The sequence below is a fragment of the Streptomyces sp. NPDC021080 genome (assembly GCF_044333225.1).
Lineage (GTDB): Bacteria > Actinomycetota > Actinomycetes > Streptomycetales > Streptomycetaceae > Streptomyces.
Genome location: NZ_JBIRQM010000005.1, coordinates 362,041 through 382,847 on the forward strand (window position 1 = coordinate 362,041; position 20,807 = coordinate 382,847).

Annotated in this window: 16 protein-coding genes; 11 read left to right on the plus strand and 5 right to left on the minus strand. The window is 72.8% G+C overall.

What is annotated here, in order from left to right; translation table 11 throughout:
* Positions 1-247: 247 nt before the first annotated feature.
* Positions 248-1,576 (plus strand): M14 family zinc carboxypeptidase, encoded by a 1,329-nt coding sequence (locus ACH4S8_RS14800; RefSeq protein ID WP_398393727.1) that lies wholly within the window; start codon positions 248-250, stop codon positions 1,574-1,576.
* Positions 1,573-1,989, plus strand: a complete 417-nt coding sequence (locus ACH4S8_RS14805) for an SSI family serine proteinase inhibitor (RefSeq protein WP_398393729.1) — start codon at positions 1,573-1,575, stop codon at positions 1,987-1,989. The genes ACH4S8_RS14800 and ACH4S8_RS14805 overlap by 4 nt, the downstream gene beginning before the upstream one ends.
* Before the next feature lies 1 nt (position 1,990).
* Here ACH4S8_RS14805 and ACH4S8_RS14810 read toward each other — a convergent pair whose 3' ends face one another.
* Complete coding sequence (locus ACH4S8_RS14810; RefSeq protein ID WP_398393731.1) at positions 1,991-3,241, minus strand: M14 family zinc carboxypeptidase; 1,251 nt, start codon at positions 3,239-3,241, stop codon at positions 1,991-1,993.
* 371 nt (positions 3,242-3,612) lie between these two features.
* Between ACH4S8_RS14810 and ACH4S8_RS14815 the strand changes: the two genes are divergently transcribed.
* On the plus strand, positions 3,613-4,869 hold the full coding sequence (locus ACH4S8_RS14815; protein WP_398393734.1) for a cytochrome P450: 1,257 nt from the start codon (positions 3,613-3,615) through the stop codon (positions 4,867-4,869).
* On the opposite strand, the gene treY is transcribed toward ACH4S8_RS14815, so the two are convergent.
* Both treY and glgX read right to left on the minus strand, forming a co-directional pair.
* Positions 4,829-7,339 (minus strand): malto-oligosyltrehalose synthase, encoded by a 2,511-nt coding sequence (treY, locus tag ACH4S8_RS14820; protein ID WP_398393736.1) that lies wholly within the window; start codon positions 7,337-7,339, stop codon positions 4,829-4,831. The genes ACH4S8_RS14815 and treY overlap by 41 nt on opposite strands.
* Before the next feature lie 352 nt (positions 7,340-7,691).
* A complete protein-coding gene (gene glgX, locus ACH4S8_RS14825) occupies positions 7,692-9,800 on the minus strand; it encodes a glycogen debranching protein GlgX (protein WP_398393738.1) in 2,109 nt (702 codons plus the stop codon).
* A 178-nt stretch (positions 9,801-9,978) separates the two neighbouring features.
* Here glgX and ACH4S8_RS14830 point away from each other — a divergent pair, with 178 nt between their 5' ends.
* From ACH4S8_RS14830 to ACH4S8_RS14845, 4 genes are all read left to right on the plus strand, one after another.
* Positions 9,979-10,797, plus strand: coding sequence for a Tat pathway signal sequence domain protein (locus ACH4S8_RS14830; RefSeq protein WP_398393740.1), 819 nt, complete (start codon positions 9,979-9,981; stop codon positions 10,795-10,797).
* 56 nt (positions 10,798-10,853) lie between these two features.
* Positions 10,854-12,170 (plus strand): copper amine oxidase, encoded by a 1,317-nt coding sequence (locus tag ACH4S8_RS14835; RefSeq protein ID WP_398393742.1) that lies wholly within the window; start codon positions 10,854-10,856, stop codon positions 12,168-12,170.
* A 118-nt stretch (positions 12,171-12,288) separates the two neighbouring features.
* Positions 12,289-13,527, plus strand: coding sequence for an SAV2148 family HEPN domain-containing protein (locus tag ACH4S8_RS14840; protein ID WP_398393744.1), 1,239 nt, complete (start codon positions 12,289-12,291; stop codon positions 13,525-13,527).
* Between the two features lie 105 nt (positions 13,528-13,632).
* Positions 13,633-14,355: a 3'-5' exonuclease gene (locus ACH4S8_RS14845; RefSeq protein ID WP_398393746.1), complete on the plus strand. Its 723-nt coding sequence runs from the start codon at positions 13,633-13,635 to the stop codon at positions 14,353-14,355.
* A gap of 439 nt (positions 14,356-14,794) precedes the next feature.
* Here the strand turns inward: ACH4S8_RS14845 and ACH4S8_RS14850 are convergent, their stop codons facing one another.
* Both ACH4S8_RS14850 and ACH4S8_RS14855 read right to left on the minus strand, forming a co-directional pair.
* The gene (locus ACH4S8_RS14850) at positions 14,795-15,658 is read right to left on the minus strand and encodes a phosphotransferase enzyme family protein (RefSeq protein ID WP_398393748.1); all 864 of its coding nucleotides are present in this window, start codon (positions 15,656-15,658) and stop codon (positions 14,795-14,797) included.
* 150 nt (positions 15,659-15,808) lie between these two features.
* On the minus strand, positions 15,809-18,082 hold the full coding sequence (locus ACH4S8_RS14855; RefSeq protein WP_398393750.1) for an MMPL family transporter: 2,274 nt from the start codon (positions 18,080-18,082) through the stop codon (positions 15,809-15,811).
* A 297-nt stretch (positions 18,083-18,379) separates the two neighbouring features.
* Here ACH4S8_RS14855 and ACH4S8_RS14860 point away from each other — a divergent pair, with 297 nt between their 5' ends.
* The 4 genes from ACH4S8_RS14860 (at position 18,380) to ACH4S8_RS14875 (ending at position 20,794) form a co-directional block, all read left to right on the plus strand.
* Positions 18,380-18,925, plus strand: a complete 546-nt coding sequence (locus ACH4S8_RS14860) for a DUF1697 domain-containing protein (protein ID WP_398393752.1) — start codon at positions 18,380-18,382, stop codon at positions 18,923-18,925.
* Entirely contained in the window at positions 18,918-19,283 is a 366-nt protein-coding gene (locus ACH4S8_RS14865) for a DUF4440 domain-containing protein (RefSeq protein ID WP_398393754.1), read from the plus strand. The genes ACH4S8_RS14860 and ACH4S8_RS14865 overlap by 8 nt, the downstream gene beginning before the upstream one ends.
* A gap of 52 nt (positions 19,284-19,335) precedes the next feature.
* Positions 19,336-19,929, plus strand: a complete 594-nt coding sequence (locus tag ACH4S8_RS14870) for a TIGR03086 family metal-binding protein (protein WP_398393756.1) — start codon at positions 19,336-19,338, stop codon at positions 19,927-19,929.
* Between the two features lie 247 nt (positions 19,930-20,176).
* Positions 20,177-20,794, plus strand: coding sequence for a DsbA family protein (locus ACH4S8_RS14875; RefSeq protein WP_398393758.1), 618 nt, complete (start codon positions 20,177-20,179; stop codon positions 20,792-20,794).
* Positions 20,795-20,807 lie beyond the last annotated feature (13 nt).

Below are 20,807 nucleotides of genomic sequence, written 5' to 3' on the forward strand. Positions count from 1 at the left end.
CCGCACGGCATCGCACGGCGCGCGCGAGGAGTTCCCGCGCCCCGGCGACCGGACACGGACCGGGGCCCACCCGTCGCCCTCGCGCCAGGGACCACCCGGCGCCCCTTCGCGCGCTCCTTACCGCTCCCGCGGTGTTGACGTACCCTCGAGTCCGTGACTGACTGTGTGTACTTCGTGCACATCAGGTGAAACGACGGCACCGTACGAGTGGAGGTGTGCTCTGCCGCCACTGCGCCGCTACCCGACCGTGGACGAACTCGGCGTCCGCGCCGCCGCGCTCGTCGCCCGGTGCCCCGGCGACGCCCGGCTGCGCCGCGTGGGCACCTCCCGGGAGGGCACACCGATGCTGCTCCTGAGCGTCGGACACGGCAGTCGCCAGGTCCTCGTCGTCGCCGGACCGCACGCCAACGAACCCGTGGGCGGAGCGACCGCCCTCAGGCTGGCCGAACGGGCGCTCGCCGACCCCCGCCTCACCGAGGGCGCGGACGCCACCTGGAACCTGCTGCTCTGCCTCGACCCCGACGGCTCCCGCCGCAACGAGGCCTGGCTCCAAGGCCCTTACACACTCGGCCACTACTTCCGGCACTTCTTCCGGCCCGGCTTCCGCGAACAGCCGGAATGGCTGCCCGACGGCCCGGACGACGCCGCCCTGCCGGAGACCCGCGTCCTGCTCGGCCTCCAGGACGAACTGAGGCCGTTCCTGCAGTGCTCCCTGCACGGCGTCGACGTCGGCGGCGCCTTCGTCGAGCTGACCCGCGACCTGCCCGGCCTCTCCCGGCGTGTCGCGCACAGCGCCGCCCGCCTCGGCATCCCGCGCGAACTCGGCCCCTACGACACCCTGTACTGGCCGGCCCTCGGCCCCGCCGTCTACCGCGTCCCGCCGCCGGCCCGCACGGGAGACCTCGCCGCGGCCATCACGGAGGCAGCCGTCGACTCCACCTGGTTCCACCCCCAGCCGCACGGCACGGTCACCGCGATCGTCGAGGCACCCATGTGGGGTGTCGGCGCCGTCGAGGACCCGGCGCGCCCCGCCGATCCCGACGCGGTGCTGCGCTCGCTCAGCCGCACCCTGCGGCACGACACCCAGGTCCTGGAGGACATCCTGGTCCGGGTGCGCCCCGGCCTCGGCAGCTCACGCGACGCGGCCTGTCTGCTCGCCCCCGTCGACGACTATTTACTGGTCGGCCCCGGACTCGCCGACTCCTGGGACCCCGACGTGCGTGGCGCCGGGACGCGAGCCCTTCCGGAGCTCGACACCGCCCGGCTCACCGCCCTGCGCCTCGCCGGGCGCCGGGTCGCCCTGCGCACCGCCGGACTGCTGCACCAGCTGATCACCGCCTCCGGGCAGGACCCGTACGGCGCGCTGCCCGAACTCGACCGGCTGATCGACCTGTGGTGCGCCGACTACCGCGACGGCTGCGGCGCGCGCTGGATCCCCGTCGCACGCCAGGCCGAGTACCAGGCGCGCGTCGTCCTCGCCGCGTTCGAACTCGCCGGCCGCCGCACCGGAGCGCGTCCCCGTTCGGGTGACTCCGGCTGGACCGCGCGGGCCACGGTGCCGATGCACCGGGAATGACGACAACCCTTCGAGCGATCCGCGCCGGTCTGCTCGTCCCGCTCGCACTCCTTCTGGCGGGCACGGCCCCGGCGGCCCACGCGTCCCCCCGGCACGGTCCCGGCAACTGGCTCGGCCTCGCCGTCACTCGCGGCGACGCCCGCTCCGGCGACACCCGAGGCGTCCTGCTGCTCTGCGACCCGCCGCAGGGCCACGACCACGCGGCCGAGGCCTGCCGGCAACTCGCCGCCGCCCGGGGCGACATCGACCGCATCCCCCGCGAGACCGGCGCCATGTGCCCGATGCTGTACGCGCCGGTGACGGTGTCGGCGTACGGCCGGTGGGACGGCCGCCGGGTCGACTACCGGCACACGTTCTCCAACTCCTGCGTGATGAAGGCCGGGACGGGCGCGGTGTTCGATCTGCCGGGCTGAGTCAGGCGGCGCCCTCGCGCGCGTGGCGGGCGGCCGCCATCACCGTACGGGCCTGGTGCTCGACCTGGTTCTCCAGCGGCACCCAGCGTGCGCGGAAGCGTTCCGCGAAGGCGTCGCTCCAGCCGGCGACCAGCTGTTCGAGGCGTGGTGCCTCGCGGTCGTCGGCCTCCCGGAGCACGCGCAGCAGCATCGACGCCGCCCGCAGCGGGATCCGCCGGCCGAACGCGTCCACGCTGCCCACGTACGCCATCGTCGTGTCCACGGGGGGCGGCTGCGACCAGTCCGCGGCGAGCCCCGGCACCAGGTCCAGCGCCCACTTCGCGGCCCGCAGAAGGGGGCCGTCGGGTCCCCGCAGCCGTGGCAGGGCCCGCCCGAGCACCGCCTCCACCTGATCGGCGTCCGTCACCAGCCGGTGGGCCAGGCCTCGCATCGCCGCCGCGGGCGCGGGATGCGGCGCCGGATCGTCCACCAGGTCGCCGGCCCACATCGGCACCTCCACGACGGCCGTCAGACCGCCGTACCGGTGGGCGTGGTACCAGGTGCTGTGCCGGGCGTCGTCCGGCATGCTCGGGTACGCCGTGTCCGAGCCGGGCGCCGGCATCACATGCACCCCGGGCCCCGAGGCGGGCCAGCCCGCGGCGTCCGAGGCGGCCGTCTCGACCGGGATGCGCAGCTCCGCCGCGGACTTGGCGAACGGCTCGGCGAGGCCCGGGATGTCCTTGGTCAACTGCACCCAGCTGCCGCCCAGATCCGTTCCGTGCAGGGTGACCTGGAGGTAGGGCCGCACCTCGTCGATGACCCGGGTCAGTGCCCGGGTCTCCGGCGGGAGCCGGTCGGGCGGCAGGACGGAGGGCGCCCACTCCGGCTGCTCGGGCCCGGCCGGCCGGAAGAAGCCCAGGTGGTACTCGAGGAGGGTCCGCGGCGCGGGCGTCTGATGCAGGCTCGCCCCGTCGGGGTCCGCGCAGAGCAGAAAGTGCCATGCGGTGTCCCGGCGCAACTCCCTTCGGTACAGCACACGTTCGGCCAGGGACAGCAGGGTCGAACCGCCGGTCGGTTCGTTGGCGTGGGCGCCCGCCACCACGAGGACCGCGCGCCGGGCGTGGCCGACGGACAGCAGGTGGAGGGGTCTGCCCGCGCGGGAGGCGCCCACTTGCCGAAGGACGCACAGGTCGGGCCGGTGGGCCGTCAGCGCCGAGGCGGACGACACGATTTCGGTCACACTGGGGTAGCGCAACTCCGGCAGATCACTCACCCCCGACTTGTCCGGCCTGCGTCGCTTTTGGCAGTACTCCACGGTCTCGGAGAACTGTCAAGGACGCGTCGGCGGGGCCGCCGGGGACCCCAGGTGGCATTTTCCACCGGCAACGGGCAGCGGCGGGTGCGCTGCCTCCCCGGCCGGAGCCGACCGCGTCCCGCGGGCCTGCGGAGAACCGGAGCGGGCCGGACGGAGCGGGCGCCGGGGAGGCGGCGACCGGCGTACGCCCGCGCCACGGGCGGGTGAACCGGTGTGACGTACACGATTCACTCGTCCGGGTGTACGGGACCTGCGGTCGCGGCCGGGCGGTGGTCGACTCGGAACAACCGCGCGCGGGTCCGCGCGCAGACCCGAGGTGGTGGCCCGCGGTGCTGTGTCCACACGGCCTTCCCGGCGAAGGCGCCCCGACGGCGACCCCCACGCTCCCCCCGGCCCCGGCGCACCCGTCGGCGATTCCGTCCGCCCCCACCCCATCCGCCCCCACCCCGTCCGGTTCCCCGTCGGACGGGCCGTGCCGGCCGTACACGCCGCCGTGCGGGCCGTCCGCGCGCGCGGGCGCCCCCGCGAGCCTGCTCGACGCGGGGACCGAGCGTGATCCCCACCCGCTTTATCGCACCCTGCGCGGAGACTTCCCCCTGGTCCACGACGAGCCGTTCGGCGCCTGGCTGGTCAGCAGGTACGCCGATGTGCGTGCCGTGCTCGCGGACCCGCGCCTCGTCGCGCCGTCACCCGGACCCGTACCGGCCCACGGCGCGTACCGGGCCGTCGTGTCCCCGGCGCTGCGGGACCGGGTGCCGGCCGCGCTGCGAGCGGGCGCCGAGCGCACCGCGTACGTCCTCGCGAGCCGGCTGGCGTCCCGTCGGGAGGCCGATCTCGTCGCCGAGTTCTGCCAGTGGCTGCCCGCCGCCGCGGCCGTCGCCGCGCTCGGACTGCCGTACGAGGACACCGCGCGCGTCCACGCCTGGTGCCGCACCGGACTCGACCACCTCGGCGGCCGCCACCCCGGACTCGGCGCCTACCTGCGGCCCCACATCGTCCGCCGCCGCGCCCACCCCGGTGACGACCTGCTGTCCGAGCTGTGCGCGGCCCGCCCCGGCGGACGTCCCCTGCCGGACGAGGCCGTGACCGAACTCGCCGGGACCGTGCTGGGCGCGGCCGGCGAGACGACCGCGCGCGCCCTCGCGTCGTTCCTCGCCAACCTTCTCGACCATCCGGACCGGCTCGGCCTGATCCGTGCCCGCCCCGAACTGGCGGGCGCCGCCTGGGCCGAGTCGCTGCGCCGCGACCCGCCGCTGCAGATCGTGGCCCGCCGGGCGCTCGAACCGATCGGCCCGATCCCCGAGGGCGCCACCGTGGCGTGCCTGCTCGGCGCCGCGGGCCGCGACCCGGCACGGTTCGCCGACCCGGACCGCTACGACATCTTCCGTGCCGACCCGGGCGACCTCGCGTACGGCTGGGGACCGCACCACTGCCCGGGCGCCCGGCTGGCCCGGCTGACGGCGGAGGCCGGGCTGCGCGCCCTGCTGACCGTGCTGCCGGACCTGCGCGGGGCCCCCGGGCCCCGGCCGCGCCCCGAGGGACTGGTCAGCCGTTCTCCCCGGACCCTTCCGGTGTGTCCGCGCTGACGCGCTCCAGCAGCACGACGGGTGACCTCCCGAAGAGGTCCGCCACGCGCGCGCGGCCGGTGAACTCGCGCTGCGCGGAGCCGGGGGCAAGCACGTCCGTCCACCGCCCCGGGGGAAGCGCGAGCACGGTGTCCCGCCAGCCGCCCGCCTCGGCGAGAGCCAGCGACAGCCGGGTGACGGCCGTGACGACCTCTCCCGAGCGCACGAACGCCACGCAGTGTCCGGCCGCCGGGCCCTCGGCCCGCAGCGGCGTGTACGTCGCCGAGCAGCCGAAGACGTCGGGCCGCCGGGCTCGCAGACGCAGCACGGCGGCCGTCAGCGCGGGTTTCTCCGCGGCCGGGTCGCGCGGCGCGAACGCCTCCCTGTTGTCCGGGTCCACCAGGGCCCGGTACTCGTCCTCGGTGCCCTGGTACACGTCCGGCACCCCGGGCATCGTCAGATGGACCAGGGCGGCGCCCAGGACGTTCGCCCGCACGTGGGGGTCCAGTGAGGCCCGCAGGGCGGCCACACGCCGTCCAGGGGGCCCGCACGGCCCGTCGGTGACGAACTCCGCCACCGCGTCCTCGTACGCGGTGTCCCGCTCGGTCCAGGCGGTGCGCGTCCCGGCCTCCCTGACGTGCTTCAGCAGGGCTTCCCGGACCCGCTCCGCGTAGCCCCCGGATCCGGAGTCGGCCCCGGAGCCGGTCCCGGAGCCGGTCCCGGAGCCGGTCCCGGAGCCGGTCCCGTCCTCACCGGTGGCGGGGCCCAGGCCGAACACCGTCTGCCACGCGGCCCACGCCACCTGCGGGTCGGGCGTCCCGGGGCTCTCGCGGGTCACCTCCGCCAGGACCTCGGACCAGGTCTCGGGGCACTGGGTGAGCACGGAGACGGCGGCGCGCACGTCCGCGCTGCGTTTCGTGTCGTGGGTCGACAGGACGGTTCCGGTGGCGGGCCAGTCGCGCTGCACGCGCGCGCAGTGGGCGTGGAAGGCGTCCGGGGACACCGCGGGGCTGCCCGGGTCGCCGCCCACCTCGTTCGCCGACAGCAGCGGCACGTAGCGGTAGAACGCCGTGTCCTCCACCGATTTGGCCCGCAGCGCCGACGAGGTCTGCGCGAACCGGGCCCGGAAGGCGGCCTCCCCGGGCCCGTCGCCGTCCCGCGCGAGCAGCAGGTTCCGTACGAGATCCACGGCGTGCGCCTCCTCGGGCACCCGGAACGCCGACCTGGCCTCGGCGGCGGCCCGCTCGGTGAGCGCCCCGGCCGCGTCCGTGGACGGATAGGGCCGGTACACCTCCATCCGGACCAGGAGCTCGCGCAGCGCGGCGCCCAGGGCCCAGGGCGCGTGGTCGCGCGCGGCGGGGTCGGGGGAGGCGGCGCACAGCGCGCTCGCCTCGCGGGTGAGGCGTTCGGCCTCCGTGGCGAGTTCACGCGTGATCACCTCGTACGCCGCCCGGCGCACCGTGCTGTCCCAGTGGCCGCCCCGGTCGGCCTGGGGACCCGCGAACCGCCGGTAGCGGCCGAGCAGCCGGCTCGCGCCCGCCTCGTCCGTGAAGAGGCCGTCGACGTGCCGCAGCGCGTCGTAGCCGGTGGTGCCCGCCACGGGCCAGGCGGGCGGGAGCGGCTCGCCGTCGGCGAGGATCTTCTCGACCACGATCCAGCGTCCGCCGGTCGCCCCGTGCAGCCGGCGCAGATAGGCGTCCGGGTCCGCCAGCCCGTCCGGATGGTCGATCCGCAGTCCGTCGATCACCCCGTCGGCGACGAGCTCCAGGATCTTCGCGTGGGTCGCCGCGAACACCTCCGGGTCCTCGACGCGCACCCCGATGAGCTCCGAGATGCTGAAGAAGCGCCGGTAGTTGAGCTCGGTGCGGGCCAGCCGCCACCAGGCGGGGCGGTACCACTGGGCGTCCAGGAGCTCGGGCATCGGCAGTCCCGCGGTGCCCTCGCGCAGCGGGAACACGTGGTCGTAGTAGCGCAGTATGTCGCCGTCGACCTTCAGCTGGCCGATCTCGGCGCCGAGGCGGTCCCCGAGCACCGGCAGCAGCAGCCGCCCGCCCTGGGCCTCCCAGTCGATGTCGAACCAGCGCGCGTACGGCGACCGGGGGCCCTCGCGCAGCACCTCCCACAGGGCGTGGTTGTGGCGGGGGGCCATCGCCATGTGGTTCGGGACGATGTCCACGACGAGTCCGAGCCCGTGCTCCCGCGCGGTGCGCGCCAGGGAACGCAGCCCCTCCTCACCGCCCAGTTCGGCCCGCACGCGCGCGTGGTCCACCACGTCGTAGCCGTGCTTCGAACCGGGGACGGCCTCCAGGACGGGGGACAGGTGCAGGTGGGAGACGCCGAGCGAGGCCAGATAGGGCACGGCCGCCTCGGCGCGGCGGAAGGGGAACTCCGGCTGCAGCTGGAGCCGGTAGGTGGCGGTCGGCACGACGGGGACGGCCGGGCCGGGGACGACCGAGTCCGCGATCGCCGGTTCGGGGCGCTCAGGTGTCATGCGACTCTACGTACCCGTTCGGCCGCCTTTCTGTCACCAGCGCCCGCAGAAGGGCACGCACGGCCTCCCGCCCGGTCCGGCGGCACCAACGGCCTCCGCACCCGCAGAAGACCACGCACGGTCTCGGGCCCGGTCCGGCGGCACCAACGGCCTCCGGCACCGGCAGAAGACCACGCACGGTCTTGGGCTCGGTCCGGCGGTACCAACGGCCCCCCGCTCCGGCCGGCGGCACGCGGGGCCGACCGCCCCGGCCGTGCCGCGCGCGGCCTCCCGCCCGGCCGGCGGCACGCGCGGCCCCCGGCGGACGCCCACGCGCGCGTGCCCGCGCGTGCCCCGGGAGAGAGGGCCCGCCCTAGGCGGGCCGCTGAAGCACCGTCATGCTCCGGTCGACCAGGGGCAGCCGGTCGCCGGCCGTGACCTTCGCGCCCGTACCCGGCGCCACTCCCTCCGGGAGGGAGGTGTCGACGACGACCTGCCACTGGCGGCCGTGGTCGGCCGGCACGACGAATTCCAGCGGCCTCGGGGAGGCGTTGAACATCAGCAGGAAGGAGTCGTCGCAGATGCGCTCCCCGCGGGCCCCCGGTTCGGAGATCGCGTTGCCGTTCAGGAACACGGACAGCGCCCGGGCCTGCGCGGAGCCCCAGTCGCGCTGGGTCATCTCCTGGCCCTCCGGGGTGAACCACGCGATGTCGGAGAGCTCGTCGTGGGTGCCCTGGACCGGCCGCCCGTGGAAGAAGCGCCGCCGCCGGAAGACGGGATGGTCCCGGCGCAGCCACACCATCGCGCGCGTGAAGTCGAGGAGCTCGCAGTCCTCCTCCGGCCACGGCACCCAGGCCAGCTCGCTGTCCTGGCAGTAGGCGTTGTTGTTGCCGCCCTGGGAGCGCGCGAACTCGTCGCCGTGGCTGAGCATCGGCACGCCCTGGGAGAGCATGAGGGTGGCGATGAAGTTGCGCCGCTGCCGGGCCCGCAGCGCCAGCACGTCCGGGTCGTCGCTCTCGCCCTCGGCGCCGCAGTTCCAGGAGCGGTTGTGGCTCTCGCCGTCCCGGTTGTCCTCGCCGTTGGCCTGGTTGTGCTTGTCGTTGTACGACACGAGGTCGTTCAGGGTGAAGCCGTCGTGGCAGGTCACGAAGTTGATGGAGGCGAGCGGACGGCGGCCGTCGTCCTGGTAGAGGTCGGAGGAGCCGGTCAGCCGGGAGGCGAACTCGGCCAGCGTGCGCGGCTCACCGCGCCACAGGTCCCGCACGGTGTCGCGGTACTTGCCGTTCCACTCGGTCCACAGGGGCGGGAAGTTGCCCACCTGGTAGCCGCCCTCGCCGACGTCCCAGGGCTCGGCGATCAGTTTCACCTGGGAGACCACCGGGTCCTGCTGGACGAGGTCGAAGAACGACGACAGCCGGTCCACCTCGTGGAACTGCCGTGCCAGGGTGGCCGCGAGGTCGAAGCGGAAGCCGTCCACGTGCATGTCGGTGACCCAGTAGCGCAGCGAGTCCATGATCAGCTGGAGCACGTGCGGGGAGCGCATGAGCAGGGAGTTCCCCGTGCCCGTGGTGTCCGTGTAGTAGCGGGGGTCGTCCGCCAGACGGTAGTACGAGGCGTTGTCGAGGCCCCTGAAGGAGAGCGTCGGGCCCAGGTGGTTGCCCTCGGCCGTGTGGTTGTAGACCACGTCGAGGATGACCTCGATGCCGGCCTCGTGCAGCGCCCGGACGGCCGACTTGAACTCCAGCACCTGCTGGCCCCGGTCGCCCCAGGAGGCGTACGCGTTGTGCGGGGCGAAGAAGCCGATCGTGTTGTAGCCCCAGTAGTTGCAGAGGCCCATGTCGGCCAGCCGGTGGTCGTTCACGAACTGGTGCACGGGCATCAGTTCCAGCGCGGTGACGCCCAGTTCCGTCAGGTGTTCGATGACCGCCGGGTGCGCGAGGGCCGCGTAGGTGCCGCGCAGCTCGTCCGGGAGCGCCGGATGCAGCATCGTCAGGCCCTTCACGTGGGCCTCGTAGATCACCGTGTGGTGGTACTCCGTCCGGGGGCGCCGGTCGTCGCCCCAGTCGAAGTACGGGTTGACCACGACCGACGACATGGTGTGCGGGGCCGAGTCGAGGTCGTTGCGCCGGTCGGGTGAACCGAACGGATAGCCGTAGACCTCCTCGCCCCAGCTGACGGAGCCCGCGATCGCACGCGCGTACGGGTCGAGCAGCAGCTTCGCGGAATTGGCGCGCTGTCCGCGCTCGGGCGCGTACCGCCCGTGCACCCGGAAGCCGTACCGCTGCCCGGGCATGACGCCGGGCAGGTACGCGTGCCGCACGAACGCGTCGGTCTCCCGCAGTTCCACGGCCGTCTCCGAGCCGTCGTCGTGCAGAAGGCACAGCTCAATACGGTCGGCGGCCTCCGAGAAGACCGCGAAATTGGTGCCGGCGCCGTCGTACGTGGCACCGAGTGGATACGCCTCGCCAGGCCAGACCTGCATGGATATGACTCTTCCAGTAGTGCCGTGCCCCTGGGGGCGAGTCCGAGCCGAGTCTCCCCGAAAGTGATGGAACCTCACATGCCTTACATCCCTCTTACCCCGCGACCAGGCATATCTCGTATGCCGAACCAGTGGGACTCAAACGACTCCTGGGGATGTAGGGGGAGTAGGGGGAAATGTGCGCAAGATAGTGCACCGCCATCTGGGCAAGGTGGTGGCGGGTGCGGCCATCGCGGTGGCCGGGACGGCCGTGATGATCGGTGTCACCCTTCCGGGGTCGGCGGGGGCCGAGGAATCCGGCGGGGGACTCCGGGCCGACAAGGCCGCGCAGGCGGCGCAGGAGGGTCAGGACGCCCAGGGCGGCGTCGTACGGCCCGGAGTCGTCGAGCGGGCGCCCGCCGAGGGGCAGAAGGGCAAGGGCCGTGACCCGCTGACCGACGACGAGATGCGGCGCGCCGAACGGATCGCGGTGAACCGGCAGCTCTTCGACTCCAGCGAGAACGTCGAGGGCGCGCGCGGACCGCAGCGCATCGGAGTCGACCTGGCCGAACCCGATACGGCCGATCTGGACAACCCGAACGCGCCGCGCCGGGCCGACATCACGTTCTACGACTACAAGGACGACACGCTCGTCACCAAGACCGTCGACCTCGACACCGGGAAGGTCGAGCAGACGGGCGTCCAGCACGGCGTGCAGCCGCCGATCAGCCGGGACGAGATGACCGAGGCCGCCAAGCTGCTGATCGCCGATCCGCTCGGCGCGGGCCTCAAGGCCGACTTCAAGGACGCGACCGGCAAGGAACTCACCTCGCCCGACCAGCTGATGCTCAACAGCATGGTCTACCGCGCCACCCCCGGTGCCCAGCCCGCCGCCCTCGGCGCCTGCGGCGAGCACCGGTGCGTCCGGCTCTTCCCGAAGGTCAAGAACGGGCCCTGGATCGACAGCCGTGACCTGGTGATCGACCTGAGCGCCCGCAAGGTCGGCAAGCTCGGCTGAGCGCCGCCCTTCTGCCCTTCCCACCTTCACCGCTTTCCGCAAGGAGTCATCTCTTCATGCGCGTCAACAGAAACAGCCAGGCCCGCAGCCGGGCGGCCGTGGGTCTTTCGGCGCTCGCCCTGGCCGCCGGAGCGACGACGGCCGCGGGACCGGCCGTCGCCCAGCCCAGGTCCGCGCCCGCACCGGCGCCCGCGTGCAGCTCCGCGTTCCAGATCGAACAGAAGCTCTCCACCGGCACCACCTGGCGGATGTGCTGGCACTACGAGAGCGAGGCCGGGCTCGTCCTGGAGAACATCTCCTACCAGCCCCCCGGCGAGGCCGCCCCGATCAAGGTCCTCAGCACCGCCAAGCTCGCCCAGATCGACGTCCCCTACGACGACGGTTCGGTCGAGTACAGCGACCTGACCGGCGCCGGCTTCGGACAGGGGCTGGTCGACATGGTCCCGGCCGAGTGTCCCGGCGGTGCCATCAAGACGGTCAAGGTCCCCGACGCCTGGGACCCGAGCCACGCGAACGTCAAGGGCCTGTGCACCACGACCCGTTCACGCGGTCACGCCTACCGGATGGAGGCCGACACCGGGAACAAGGTCTTCCAGAAGCAGGGCAAGGACCTGCTGATCTACACCGTCAACAAGGTGGGCTGGTACGAGTACATCACCGAGTGGCGGTTCCAGGACGACGGCACGATCAACATGAACGTCGGCGCCACCGGCAGCCTCTCGCCCGGTGACTACGACGCCGGCGACGGCCGCGGCTGGCCGCTCGGCAAGGGTGCCAAGGACTACGCCACGAGCCACAGCCACAACATCTTCTGGCGGCTCAACTTCGGCCTGGACGGCTCGTCCAAGGCGAAGATCGAGCAGTACGACTCCGTGGTCAGCCCGCCCGCGCAGGGCCAGGAGGCCCCCAGCAACAAGACCACGGTCACCAAGGTCGGCAAGGAACTCGCCGGCGACGCCAAGAACATGCGCTGGTGGCGGGTCGTCAGCAACTCCGGCAAGAACAAGGACAATCACGCCCGCTCGTACGAGATCGTCCCGGGCGCGACCACCAAGTACCTCGGTCACGCCTTCACCAAGCACGACGTCTACTTCACCGAGTACAACAAGTGCGAGCAGTTCGCCAGCGACAACCTGCGCAACTGCGGTGCCGGACACGGCAAATCCGTCGACAAGTACGTCGACGGGCAGACGCTCACCCACCCCGTGGTCTGGGTCAACGTGGGTTTCCACCACATCGCCCGGGACGAGGACCAGCAGCCCATGCCGGTCCACTGGCAGGGATTCTCCATCGCCCCGCGTGACGTCACCGCTATGAATCCGCTCACTCCTCCGGAGCTGGCGGACCAGAACGGGCATGTCGAACCTAGGTAGTTGGGAAACGACCTGTCCATCGGGCTGCACCGCTCGCCGCTCCCGGAGTACCCTTCCTTGATCGTTGATTGGGGCTTGACCCCGGGGAGTGCTCGGGGGAGCGGAAGGCGGTGCGTGGGTGGGCTCGGGAGGGCTGGAGCTGCCTCCTGGTGACGAGGGTCACGAGGGGAACTCCACAGATGTCCCACCCGGCGCGGTGTCCCTGGCGCGGCCGATGGAAATGGGATCCATTGGACCGGAACTGGACTGGGGCGCCGACGCCTGGCGCGAGGTGCGTACGCGCGCCCAGCGGGCCGGGCGCGCCTACATCTGGCTGAACCTGGTCGAACAGCGGCTGCGCGCGGTCGTGGCCGCTGTTCTCCGGCCCATCTACGAGCCCGTCCACGGCGACGACTGGGTGGTCGCCGCCGCGGGACCGGCCGGACAGGAATGGGTGCAGCGCGCGGTCGCCGTGCGTGAAGTCAGCCGTCGCAAGGGGTACTTGCTCGACCCGGCCGACGACAACGTGCTGAGCTTCCTCACGCTGCCGCAGCTGCGCGAGCTGATGGTGCAGCACTGGCCGTGCTTCGAGCCCTATTTCGACGAACGCAGGGACGTCGAACTCGCCCTGGACGAACTGGAAGTGACCCGCAACGTCGTGTCACGCAACCGCGCCCTGTCCGAGGCCGTCCTGAACCAGGCCGAGCGGGCCGCGGCGAAGCTCCTGGAGATCCTCGGCGCCGGGAGCGACGTGCCCTCCGCCCGCCGGCTGCCCGTGGACGCCGTCGAGGACCTCGTGGGCGACCGCTACGCCGATGTCGTCGGTGTGCACTCCGACCGGGTGCGGCTGCTGCGCCAGTTCCCCGCCGAGGACCTCTTCGGCGGAGCCCGTCGGCTCGACGCGGTCGGCATCGGCCTGAATCTGCTGGTGCAGAACTTCTCCGGGCGCAGACTGGTCCGTCTCGCCGAGTCCGGCTGCCGCACCCGACTGCTGTTCCTGAATCCCGCGTCCAGCGCGGTCAAGCGGCGCGAGCGTGAACTCGGCATGAGACGCGGCGAGTTGAGCCGTTCGGTCGAGATGAACATCCTGCACATGCGGCGTGTGCGGTCCCGGCTGCGCGACCCGGGCGCCTTCGAGATCCAGGTGTACGACGAGACGCCCCGCTTCTCCGCGTACCTCGTCGACGGGGACGGCTCGGACGGCATCGCGGTCGTGCAGTCCTATCTGCGCCGCACGCGGGGCATGGAGGCGCCGGTCCTGGTGCTGCGCGGCGGAAGCCGAGTACTCAAACCGGACGAAATCGGTGAAGAGGGACTTTTCCCCACCTATCGTGAAGAATTCGAGGCGGCTTGGGTCGATTCGCGGCCGGTGTCCTGAAAGGTCCTCCCTCCGGCCCGGTGGAACGCGGTCCCCGGATTGTCAGTGGCCCGTGCGATCGTGGAGACCACTGGGGGAAAGCACCACGAAGAAGGGGGGCCGCCCATGGGCTGGCACCGGGAGCTGCTGATCGGCTTCGACCTGGAGACGACCGGGACCGATCCGCGCACCTCGCGCATCGTCACGGGAGCCGTGATAGAGGTCAGGGACGGAGAGCCGCTGGGCCGCCGCGAATGGCTGGCCGATCCGGGCGTGGAGATCCCGGTCGACGCGGTGGCGGTGCACGGCATCACCAATGAACGGGCGACGGCCGAGGGCCGTCCCGCGGACGAGGTCGCCGACGCCATCGCGGACGTCCTCGTCACCTACTGGCGCACCGGCGTCCCGGTCGTCGCGTACAACGCGGCCTTCGACCTCACGCTGCTCTCCGCCGAGCTGCGGCGCCACGGACTGCCGTCGCTGGGCGAACGGCTCGGCGGCATCGACCCGGCTCCGGTCATCGACCCGTACACGATCGACCGCTCCGTCGACCGCTACCGCCGGGGCAAGCGCAACCTGGAGGCGGTCTGCACGGAGTACGGGGTGGTCCTGGACTCCGCCCACGACGCCTCGGCCGACGCCCTCGCCGCCGCCCGGCTCGCCTGCGCGATAGCCGGCCGCCACCCCAAGGTCGCGGCCCTCGGTCCCGTCGAGCTGCACCGCCGGCAGATCGAGTGGTACGCGGAGTGGGCGGCGGACTTCCAGTCCTTCCTGCGCCGCAAGGGCGAGGCGGACGCGGTGGTGGACGGGACCTGGCCGCTGCGGGACCTGGCGGACGAACGGGTCTGACCCGAGCGGGGCTCGGGGCGCGGGCCCGTCGGGTGGCCTCGGGCTCTCCCGCCCCCGGGTGCCCGGCGCGATGCGGGCGCCCTTGGCGGGCACGCGGCATCCCGGCGGCCCCGGGCGGGCATCCGGTCTCCGGGCGGTCCGGAGCGGGCCTCGACGTCCGGGGGTGCTCCGGGCGGACACCGGGCATTCAGACGGCCCCTGGCGGGCACGCGGCATCCCGGTTGTCCCGGGCGGGCCTCCGGCCTCCGGGCGGTCCCTGGCACGCATCCGGCCTTCGGCTGGTCCGGGGCGGGCCCCGGCATCCGGGTGACCGTGGGCGGACACCGGTATTCGGACGGGCCCTGGACGAACACCGGGCATCCGGGCGGCCCCTGGCGGGCACGCGGCATCCCGGCTGCCCCGGGCGGACCACTTTGTCCCGGCGGGCACCCGCGTCAGGTCAGAACGGGTACCAGCGCACCGTCTCGTCGCCGTCCCGCAGTGACGCCACCCGGCGTTCGAACTCGGCCAGCGCCTCGGGGTTCGTCGGCGCGTGCTGGGCGACCCAGGCGCAGCTGGCGGTCTCGCGGGCGCCCCGGAGCACCGAGCAGCCCTCCCACGCCCGCACGTCCCAGCCGTACGTCTCGGTGAAGGAGTCGTAGGCCTCGGCGGGAAGACCGTAGCGGTCGCGGGACAGGGCCATGACCACCAGGTCGTGCTCCCGCAGATCCGCGGAGAAGGTCTCCAGGTCGACCAGGACCGGGCCGTCCGGGCCGACATGGACGTTGCGGGGCAGCGCGTCGCCGTGGATCGGACCCGGCGGCAGCTGCGGGATGAGCGCGGCCGCCGCCGCGGCGAAGCCGTCGCGGCGCTCCCGGAGATACGCCGCGTCCGCCGGGGCGATGGCGTCGCCCGCCAGACGCAGCCAGCGTTCCACGCCGCCCAGGAGCTCCCGGGGCGGCAGCGCGAAGGAGGGGGAGGGCAGCGCGTGCACCACCCGCAGCAGTCCGGCCAGATCACCGGGTTCCGCGGGGCGGACGGCATCGGGCAGCCGGTGCCACACCGTCACGGGATACCCGTCGACCAGCAGCGCCTCCGGTTCCGCGGCCCGTACCGCGGGGACGCCCGAGTCGGCGAGCCATGCGGCGACGGCCAGTTCCCGGCGCGCCCGGTCGTGGAGTTCCGCGTCGCGCCCCACCTTGACGACCAGGTCACCGGCTCCGAACACCGCGTTCTCGCCGAGGGCGAGGAGCGACGCGTCCCGCGCCGGCCCCGGCAGTACCTTCGCCGCGGCCAGTACGTCCCGCGCCCGTGCCTCGTCCATCGTCCGTCTCCGTGTTCTCGCCCGTAACGGCTCCGAGTGCATCCCGTCCATCGGCCAGTCTCCCATTCCCGCACGTCGGAACGGCGAAGGGCCTGTCGCCCCCTCCGGGAGGAGGGGGCGACAGGCCCTCGGCGCGCGAGGCCGTGGCGGTTACACCCCGGCCCGCTCGCCCCGCGGCAGCGGCGTCGCGACGGCCTCGGGGGCCTCGTCGTGGGTGAGGTCGGGCATCCGGTTCAGCCACTTCGGCAGGTACCAGTTGCGCTCGCCGAGCAGCGCCATCACCGCGGGGAGCAGGACACCCCGGATGATCGTCGCGTCGATGAGCACCGCGGCCGCCAGGCCCACACCCATCTGCTTCATGGACTGCATGGACAGCGTTCCGAAGATCGCGAAGACGGCGACCATGATGACGGCGGCGCTGGTGACGACACCGGCCGTGGTGACCACACCGTGCCGGATCGCGTCCTTGGTGCTGCGGCCCCGCAGCCGTGCCTCACGGATCCGGGACACCACGAACACGTGGTAGTCCATCGAGAGCCCGAAGAGGATCACGAAGAGGAACAGCGGCAGCCAGGTGACGATGGCGCCGACGCCCGCCGCGCCCACCAGCGACGCGCCCCAGCCGTGCTGGAAGACCGCGACCAGGATGCCGTAGGCGGCCGCCACCGAGAGGAGGTTGAGCATGATCGAGGTGACCGCGATCGTCAGGGAGCGGAAGGAGAGCAGCATCAGGACGAAGGCGAACACGACCACGAAGGCGAACACCGGGGTCACCGAGCCGATCAGCTGGTCGTTGAAGTCGTGCGACCCCGCGACCTGTCCGGTGACGGGCGCCTGCAGACCGTCGACCTTGCCCAGGGTCCGCGGGCGCACCGTGTCGCGCAGGAGCGCCAGGCTCTTCTCCGCCCTGGCCTGGTCGGAGCCGCCGACCAGCGGGACGAAGACGAAGGCGACGTTGTGCTCCGCGTGCACCTTGATGTCGACCGGACCGCGCGAGGCGCCCGAACTGACCGCCTCGGCACGGAAGTCGGCGAGCGCCGCCTTCACGTCGGCGGCGTTGATGTCCCGCGCCTTGACGACCACCTCGGCCGGCTCGGAGCCGCCGGGGAAGGCCTCGTTGACCCGGTTGTACGTGCCGACGATCGACAGCGAGTTGCCGAACTCCTTGTCCAGGGTGAGCTGCTGGGTCTTCATGCCGAGCGCCGGGGCGGCGATGGCGAGCAGCGCGCCCGTCGCGACGATCAGGGAGACGGCGGGCCTGGCGAGCACCACGCGCAGAACGGCGCCCCAGAACCGGCTGCCCTCGTCGGCCGGACGGCGGTTGCTCCGGCCGGCGCTCGCGGCGCGCCGCTTGGCCCGGTGCAGGAACGGGATGCGGCCCTTCTCGACGCGGTCGCCGAGCAGGGAGAGCAGTGCGGGCAGCACGGTGACCGAGCCGACCATGGCGACGGCGACGACCATCAGCGAGGCCAGGCCCATCGCCTCGAACTCGGCGAGCCCGGTGAACAGCATGCCCGCCATCGCCACGCACACGGTGACGCCGGAGACGATGATGGCGCGGCCACTGGTCGCGGCGGCGATCCGCAGCGCCGTACCGGCGTCACGGCCCGCCTCGCGCTCCTCGCGCTCCCGGCGCAGGTAGAACAGGCAGTAGTCGACGCCGACGGCCAGGCCCACCAGCAGCATCACGGAGTTGGCCGTGTCGCTCATCGGCATCAGATGGCTGACGATGCCCATCAGGCCCATCGTCGCCATGATGGCGGTGACCGCGAGCGCGACCGGGAGCAGTGCCGCCACCAGCGCGCCGAACGCGATCAGCAGGATGCCCAGCGCCACGGGGACGGCGGAGAGCTCGGCCTTCTGGAAGTCGTCGCCGAACGCGTCGTCGTACTGCTTCTTCATGCTCGCGCCGCCGATCTCCTCGATCCGCAGCCCGGCGTGGTCCTTCTGCACGCCCTTGACGGCGTCCAGCACGGGTGCGACGCGGTCGCCCGCCGTGTCCGCGTCGCCGCGCATGTCGAACTGGACGAGCGCGCTGCGGCCGTCCTTCGAGATCGTCTTCGTGTCGTACGGCGAGGTCACGTCGGTGACCCTTCCGGTGGCGCCGACCGCCTCGACGACCGCGGAGACCGCGCTCCTGAACTCGGTGTCGGTGGCCTTGGTGCCCGCGTCCCTCGCCTGGATCAGAACGGTCTCGCCGGCCGGTTCCTTGATGCCGGCGTCCTCGATGATCTTGGCCGCGGTGTGCGTCTCGCCCTTGAGCTGGTCGCTCTCCTTGACGTCGACACGGCCCGCCGCGGAGCCGAGGCCCATCGCCAGGACGACGAACAGCACCCAGATTCCGACGGCCGCCCATCGGTGGCGGGCGCTCCAGCCGCCTGCTCGCGCGGCGATGCCGCGCACCCGTGTGTCTGCGTTCCCCATGACGGGCCTGCCCCCTTGAGCACGGTGACAGCCCCCTGCCGCCACCTTCCGTATCGAAGGTATGGGCCCGATAAGCCCCTCTCCTCGTACTGTCCGGTGAACCGCCGTGCCTCCCGCTCCTCCCCGCGGACCCCGTGCTCTCCGCACTGGGGAGGACAGAAGCCCCTTACACGTATCGGCACTTCTCGGGGACGCTGCTCAGGGACGGCCCGGCCCGCGGGACCGGCGGACGGCTCCCCGCGATACGGCCGCCGCGCCCACTCCGTGGGGGCGCGGCGCCCGGCCTATGGTGGGCGGATGACGACGACGTACGCGGCGCTGTTGCGCGGCATCAACGTGGGCGGTGCGAAGAAGGTGCCGATGGCCGAGCTGCGCACCCTGATGGAGGGACTCGGGTACGGCGACGTCCGCACCTATCTGCAGAGCGGCAACGCGGTGTTCAGCAGCGACGGCGACGAGGAGTCCCTCGCCGAGGAGCTGTCCGGGGCGATCGAGAAGCACTTCGGCTTCGGTGTCGGCGTGCTCGTCCGCGATCACGCCTATCTGCGGGCCGTACGGGAGGCCTGCCCGTTCCCGGCCGCGGAGCTGGAGGCCAGGCAGCTGCACGTCACCTACTTCTCGCACCCCGTCGACGCCGAGCGCTTCGCCTCCGTCGAGCCCGCGTCCTTCCTCCCCGAGGAGTTCCGCCTCGGCGACCGCGTCCTGTACCTCTACGCGCCCGACGGCCTCGGCCGTTCCAAGCTGGCGGAGGCCCTGGCGAAGCCCAGGCTGCTCAAGGGTGTCCTCGCCACCTCACGGAACTGGAACACCGTCGTCAAACTGGAGGAGCTGACCGGTGCTTGAGCGCAATGCCGCCGTCGAGGCCGCCGTCGAGAGCGAACTGCGCCTGCTCGATCCGACGGTCCGCCGCTCGCCGGACCTCGTCGCCGCGCTGCTGCACCCCGACTTCCGCGAGTTCGGAGCGTCCGGCCACGTCTGGGACCGGGCCTCGACCGTCGCGTCACTGGCCGACGGGATGGAGGACGGCGGCCGGATCACGACCTCTCGCATGAAGGGGGTGCAGCTCGCTCCCGACCTGGTCCATCTGACCTTCGACACCGACAGCAACGGCCGCCGGGCACATCGGAGTTCACTGTGGCGGCGACTGGGGGACGACTGGCTCCTCTACTTCCACCAGGGCACGCTGTACGGCCCCGTCTAGGCTGTCGCGTTTGTTCAAGAGAGGCGGGCCCCGCGTCCGTAGCGTGGAGGCCATGAACGATGCGTACAAGAACGTGTATCCGCACATGGTCGAATGCGCCGCCGAGGCCGCCCGGGTGGCCCGCGGTGTCACGACGGCCCAGCTGTCCGGTCCCTCGTACTGCACGGACTGGGACGTCCGCACCCTGGTCAACCACTGGGTCCTCTACACCTCGCACGGCCTGGAGCACCGGGCCCTGCGCAAGCAGCTCCCCGAGGAGCTGACCGCGCGCGACTTCACGGCCGGACCCGGCTGGGCCGAGGCCTACGCCGAGCAGCTCGACCGCGCGGTCGAGGCCTGGGACGACCCCGCCGTGTGGGACGGCGAGGTCGAGCTCGGAACGGCGAAGATGCCCGCGGCGGACATCGCCTCGATGATCGTCAAGGAGATGGCGGTGCACGGCTGGGACGTCGCCGTGGCCACGGGAGGCACGTTCCGCGTCTCGGACGGTGCCGCCCGGTTCGTCCTGGACGTGGTGGACACCCACGCCGAGCTCTACCGCCGCTACGACGGCTTCGCCGACCCGGTGGACGTCCCCGAGGACGCTCCCGCCTTCGACCGCGCCCTCGCCCACAGCGGCCGGGATCCGCGCCGGGCCACGGTGTAGCCGCTCACGGGCCGCGCGACCGGGGCGGGACCTAGGCCGGGCCCGAGGGCGAGGCACGGGCTGCCGGACCGGGGGCGGGCCGTGCGGCCGGCCGGGCGGTGCGGGGGCCGGGGCCGAGGCGCGGGCTGTGAGGCCGGGGGCCGGGGGCGCAGGTGGTGAGGCCGGGGCCCAGCCGGGGAAGTGGCCCATGATTTCCGCGCCCGATTGGGCCGGGATTCCAGGCCACCCTGTCATTAGCCTCGACGGTATGACGACCACATCGCCCACCCGCGTCGACTTCTGGTTCGACCCCGCCTGCCCCTTCGCCTGGATCACCTCGCGCTGGATCCTGGAGGTCGAACGGAGCCGCCCGCTCGACCTCCGGTTCCACGCGATGAGCCTGTATCTGCACAACACCGGCAACGAACTGCCCGACTGGTACCGGGACCTGGTGGACCGGTCCATCGGCCCGGTACGGGTCGCGGTGGCCGCGGCCGAGGCGCACGGCGAGAAGGTGCTGCGCGATCTCTACACCGCCCTCGGCACCCGCATCCACCAGCGCGGGATGAAGGACTTCGACGCGGTGACCGCCGAGGCGCTCGCCGAGCTCGGACTCCCGGCCGCCCTCGCCGACGCGGCCCACGACCCCTCGTACGACGAGGCGGTGCGCCGCAGCCACGACGCCGGGACCGAGGCGGACTCCGGCGCCTATGTGGGCACGCCCACCCTCCATGTCGACGGGACGGTGTGGTTCGGCCCCGTGCTCCGGGCCGTTCCACGCGGCGAGAAGGCCGCCGAACTCTTCGACAGCTTCCGTGTCCTCGCCGCCCACCCCGACTTCTTCGAGCTCAAGCGGACCCGGACCGGAGGGCTCTCCTTCGACTGACCGGACCGGACCG

Excerpts from the sequence above, each read along its gene's own strand:
- ACH4S8_RS14805 (WP_398393729.1), top strand. The coding sequence starts at position 1,573 with ATGACGACAACCCTTCGAGCGATCCGCGCCGGTCTGCTCGTCCCGCTC.
- treY (WP_398393736.1), bottom strand. The coding sequence starts at position 7,339 with ATGACACCTGAGCGCCCCGAACCGGCGATCGCGGACTCGGTCGTCCCC.
- glgX (WP_398393738.1), bottom strand. The coding sequence starts at position 9,800 with ATGCAGGTCTGGCCTGGCGAGGCGTATCCACTCGGTGCCACGTACGAC.
- ACH4S8_RS14835 (WP_398393742.1), top strand. The coding sequence starts at position 10,854 with ATGCGCGTCAACAGAAACAGCCAGGCCCGCAGCCGGGCGGCCGTGGGT.
- ACH4S8_RS14845 (WP_398393746.1), top strand. The coding sequence starts at position 13,633 with ATGGGCTGGCACCGGGAGCTGCTGATCGGCTTCGACCTGGAGACGACC.
- ACH4S8_RS14850 (WP_398393748.1), bottom strand. The coding sequence starts at position 15,658 with ATGGACGAGGCACGGGCGCGGGACGTACTGGCCGCGGCGAAGGTACTG.
- ACH4S8_RS14855 (WP_398393750.1), bottom strand. The coding sequence starts at position 18,082 with ATGGGGAACGCAGACACACGGGTGCGCGGCATCGCCGCGCGAGCAGGC.
- ACH4S8_RS14860 (WP_398393752.1), top strand. The coding sequence starts at position 18,380 with ATGACGACGACGTACGCGGCGCTGTTGCGCGGCATCAACGTGGGCGGT.
- ACH4S8_RS14870 (WP_398393756.1), top strand. The coding sequence starts at position 19,336 with ATGAACGATGCGTACAAGAACGTGTATCCGCACATGGTCGAATGCGCC.
- ACH4S8_RS14875 (WP_398393758.1), top strand. The coding sequence starts at position 20,177 with ATGACGACCACATCGCCCACCCGCGTCGACTTCTGGTTCGACCCCGCC.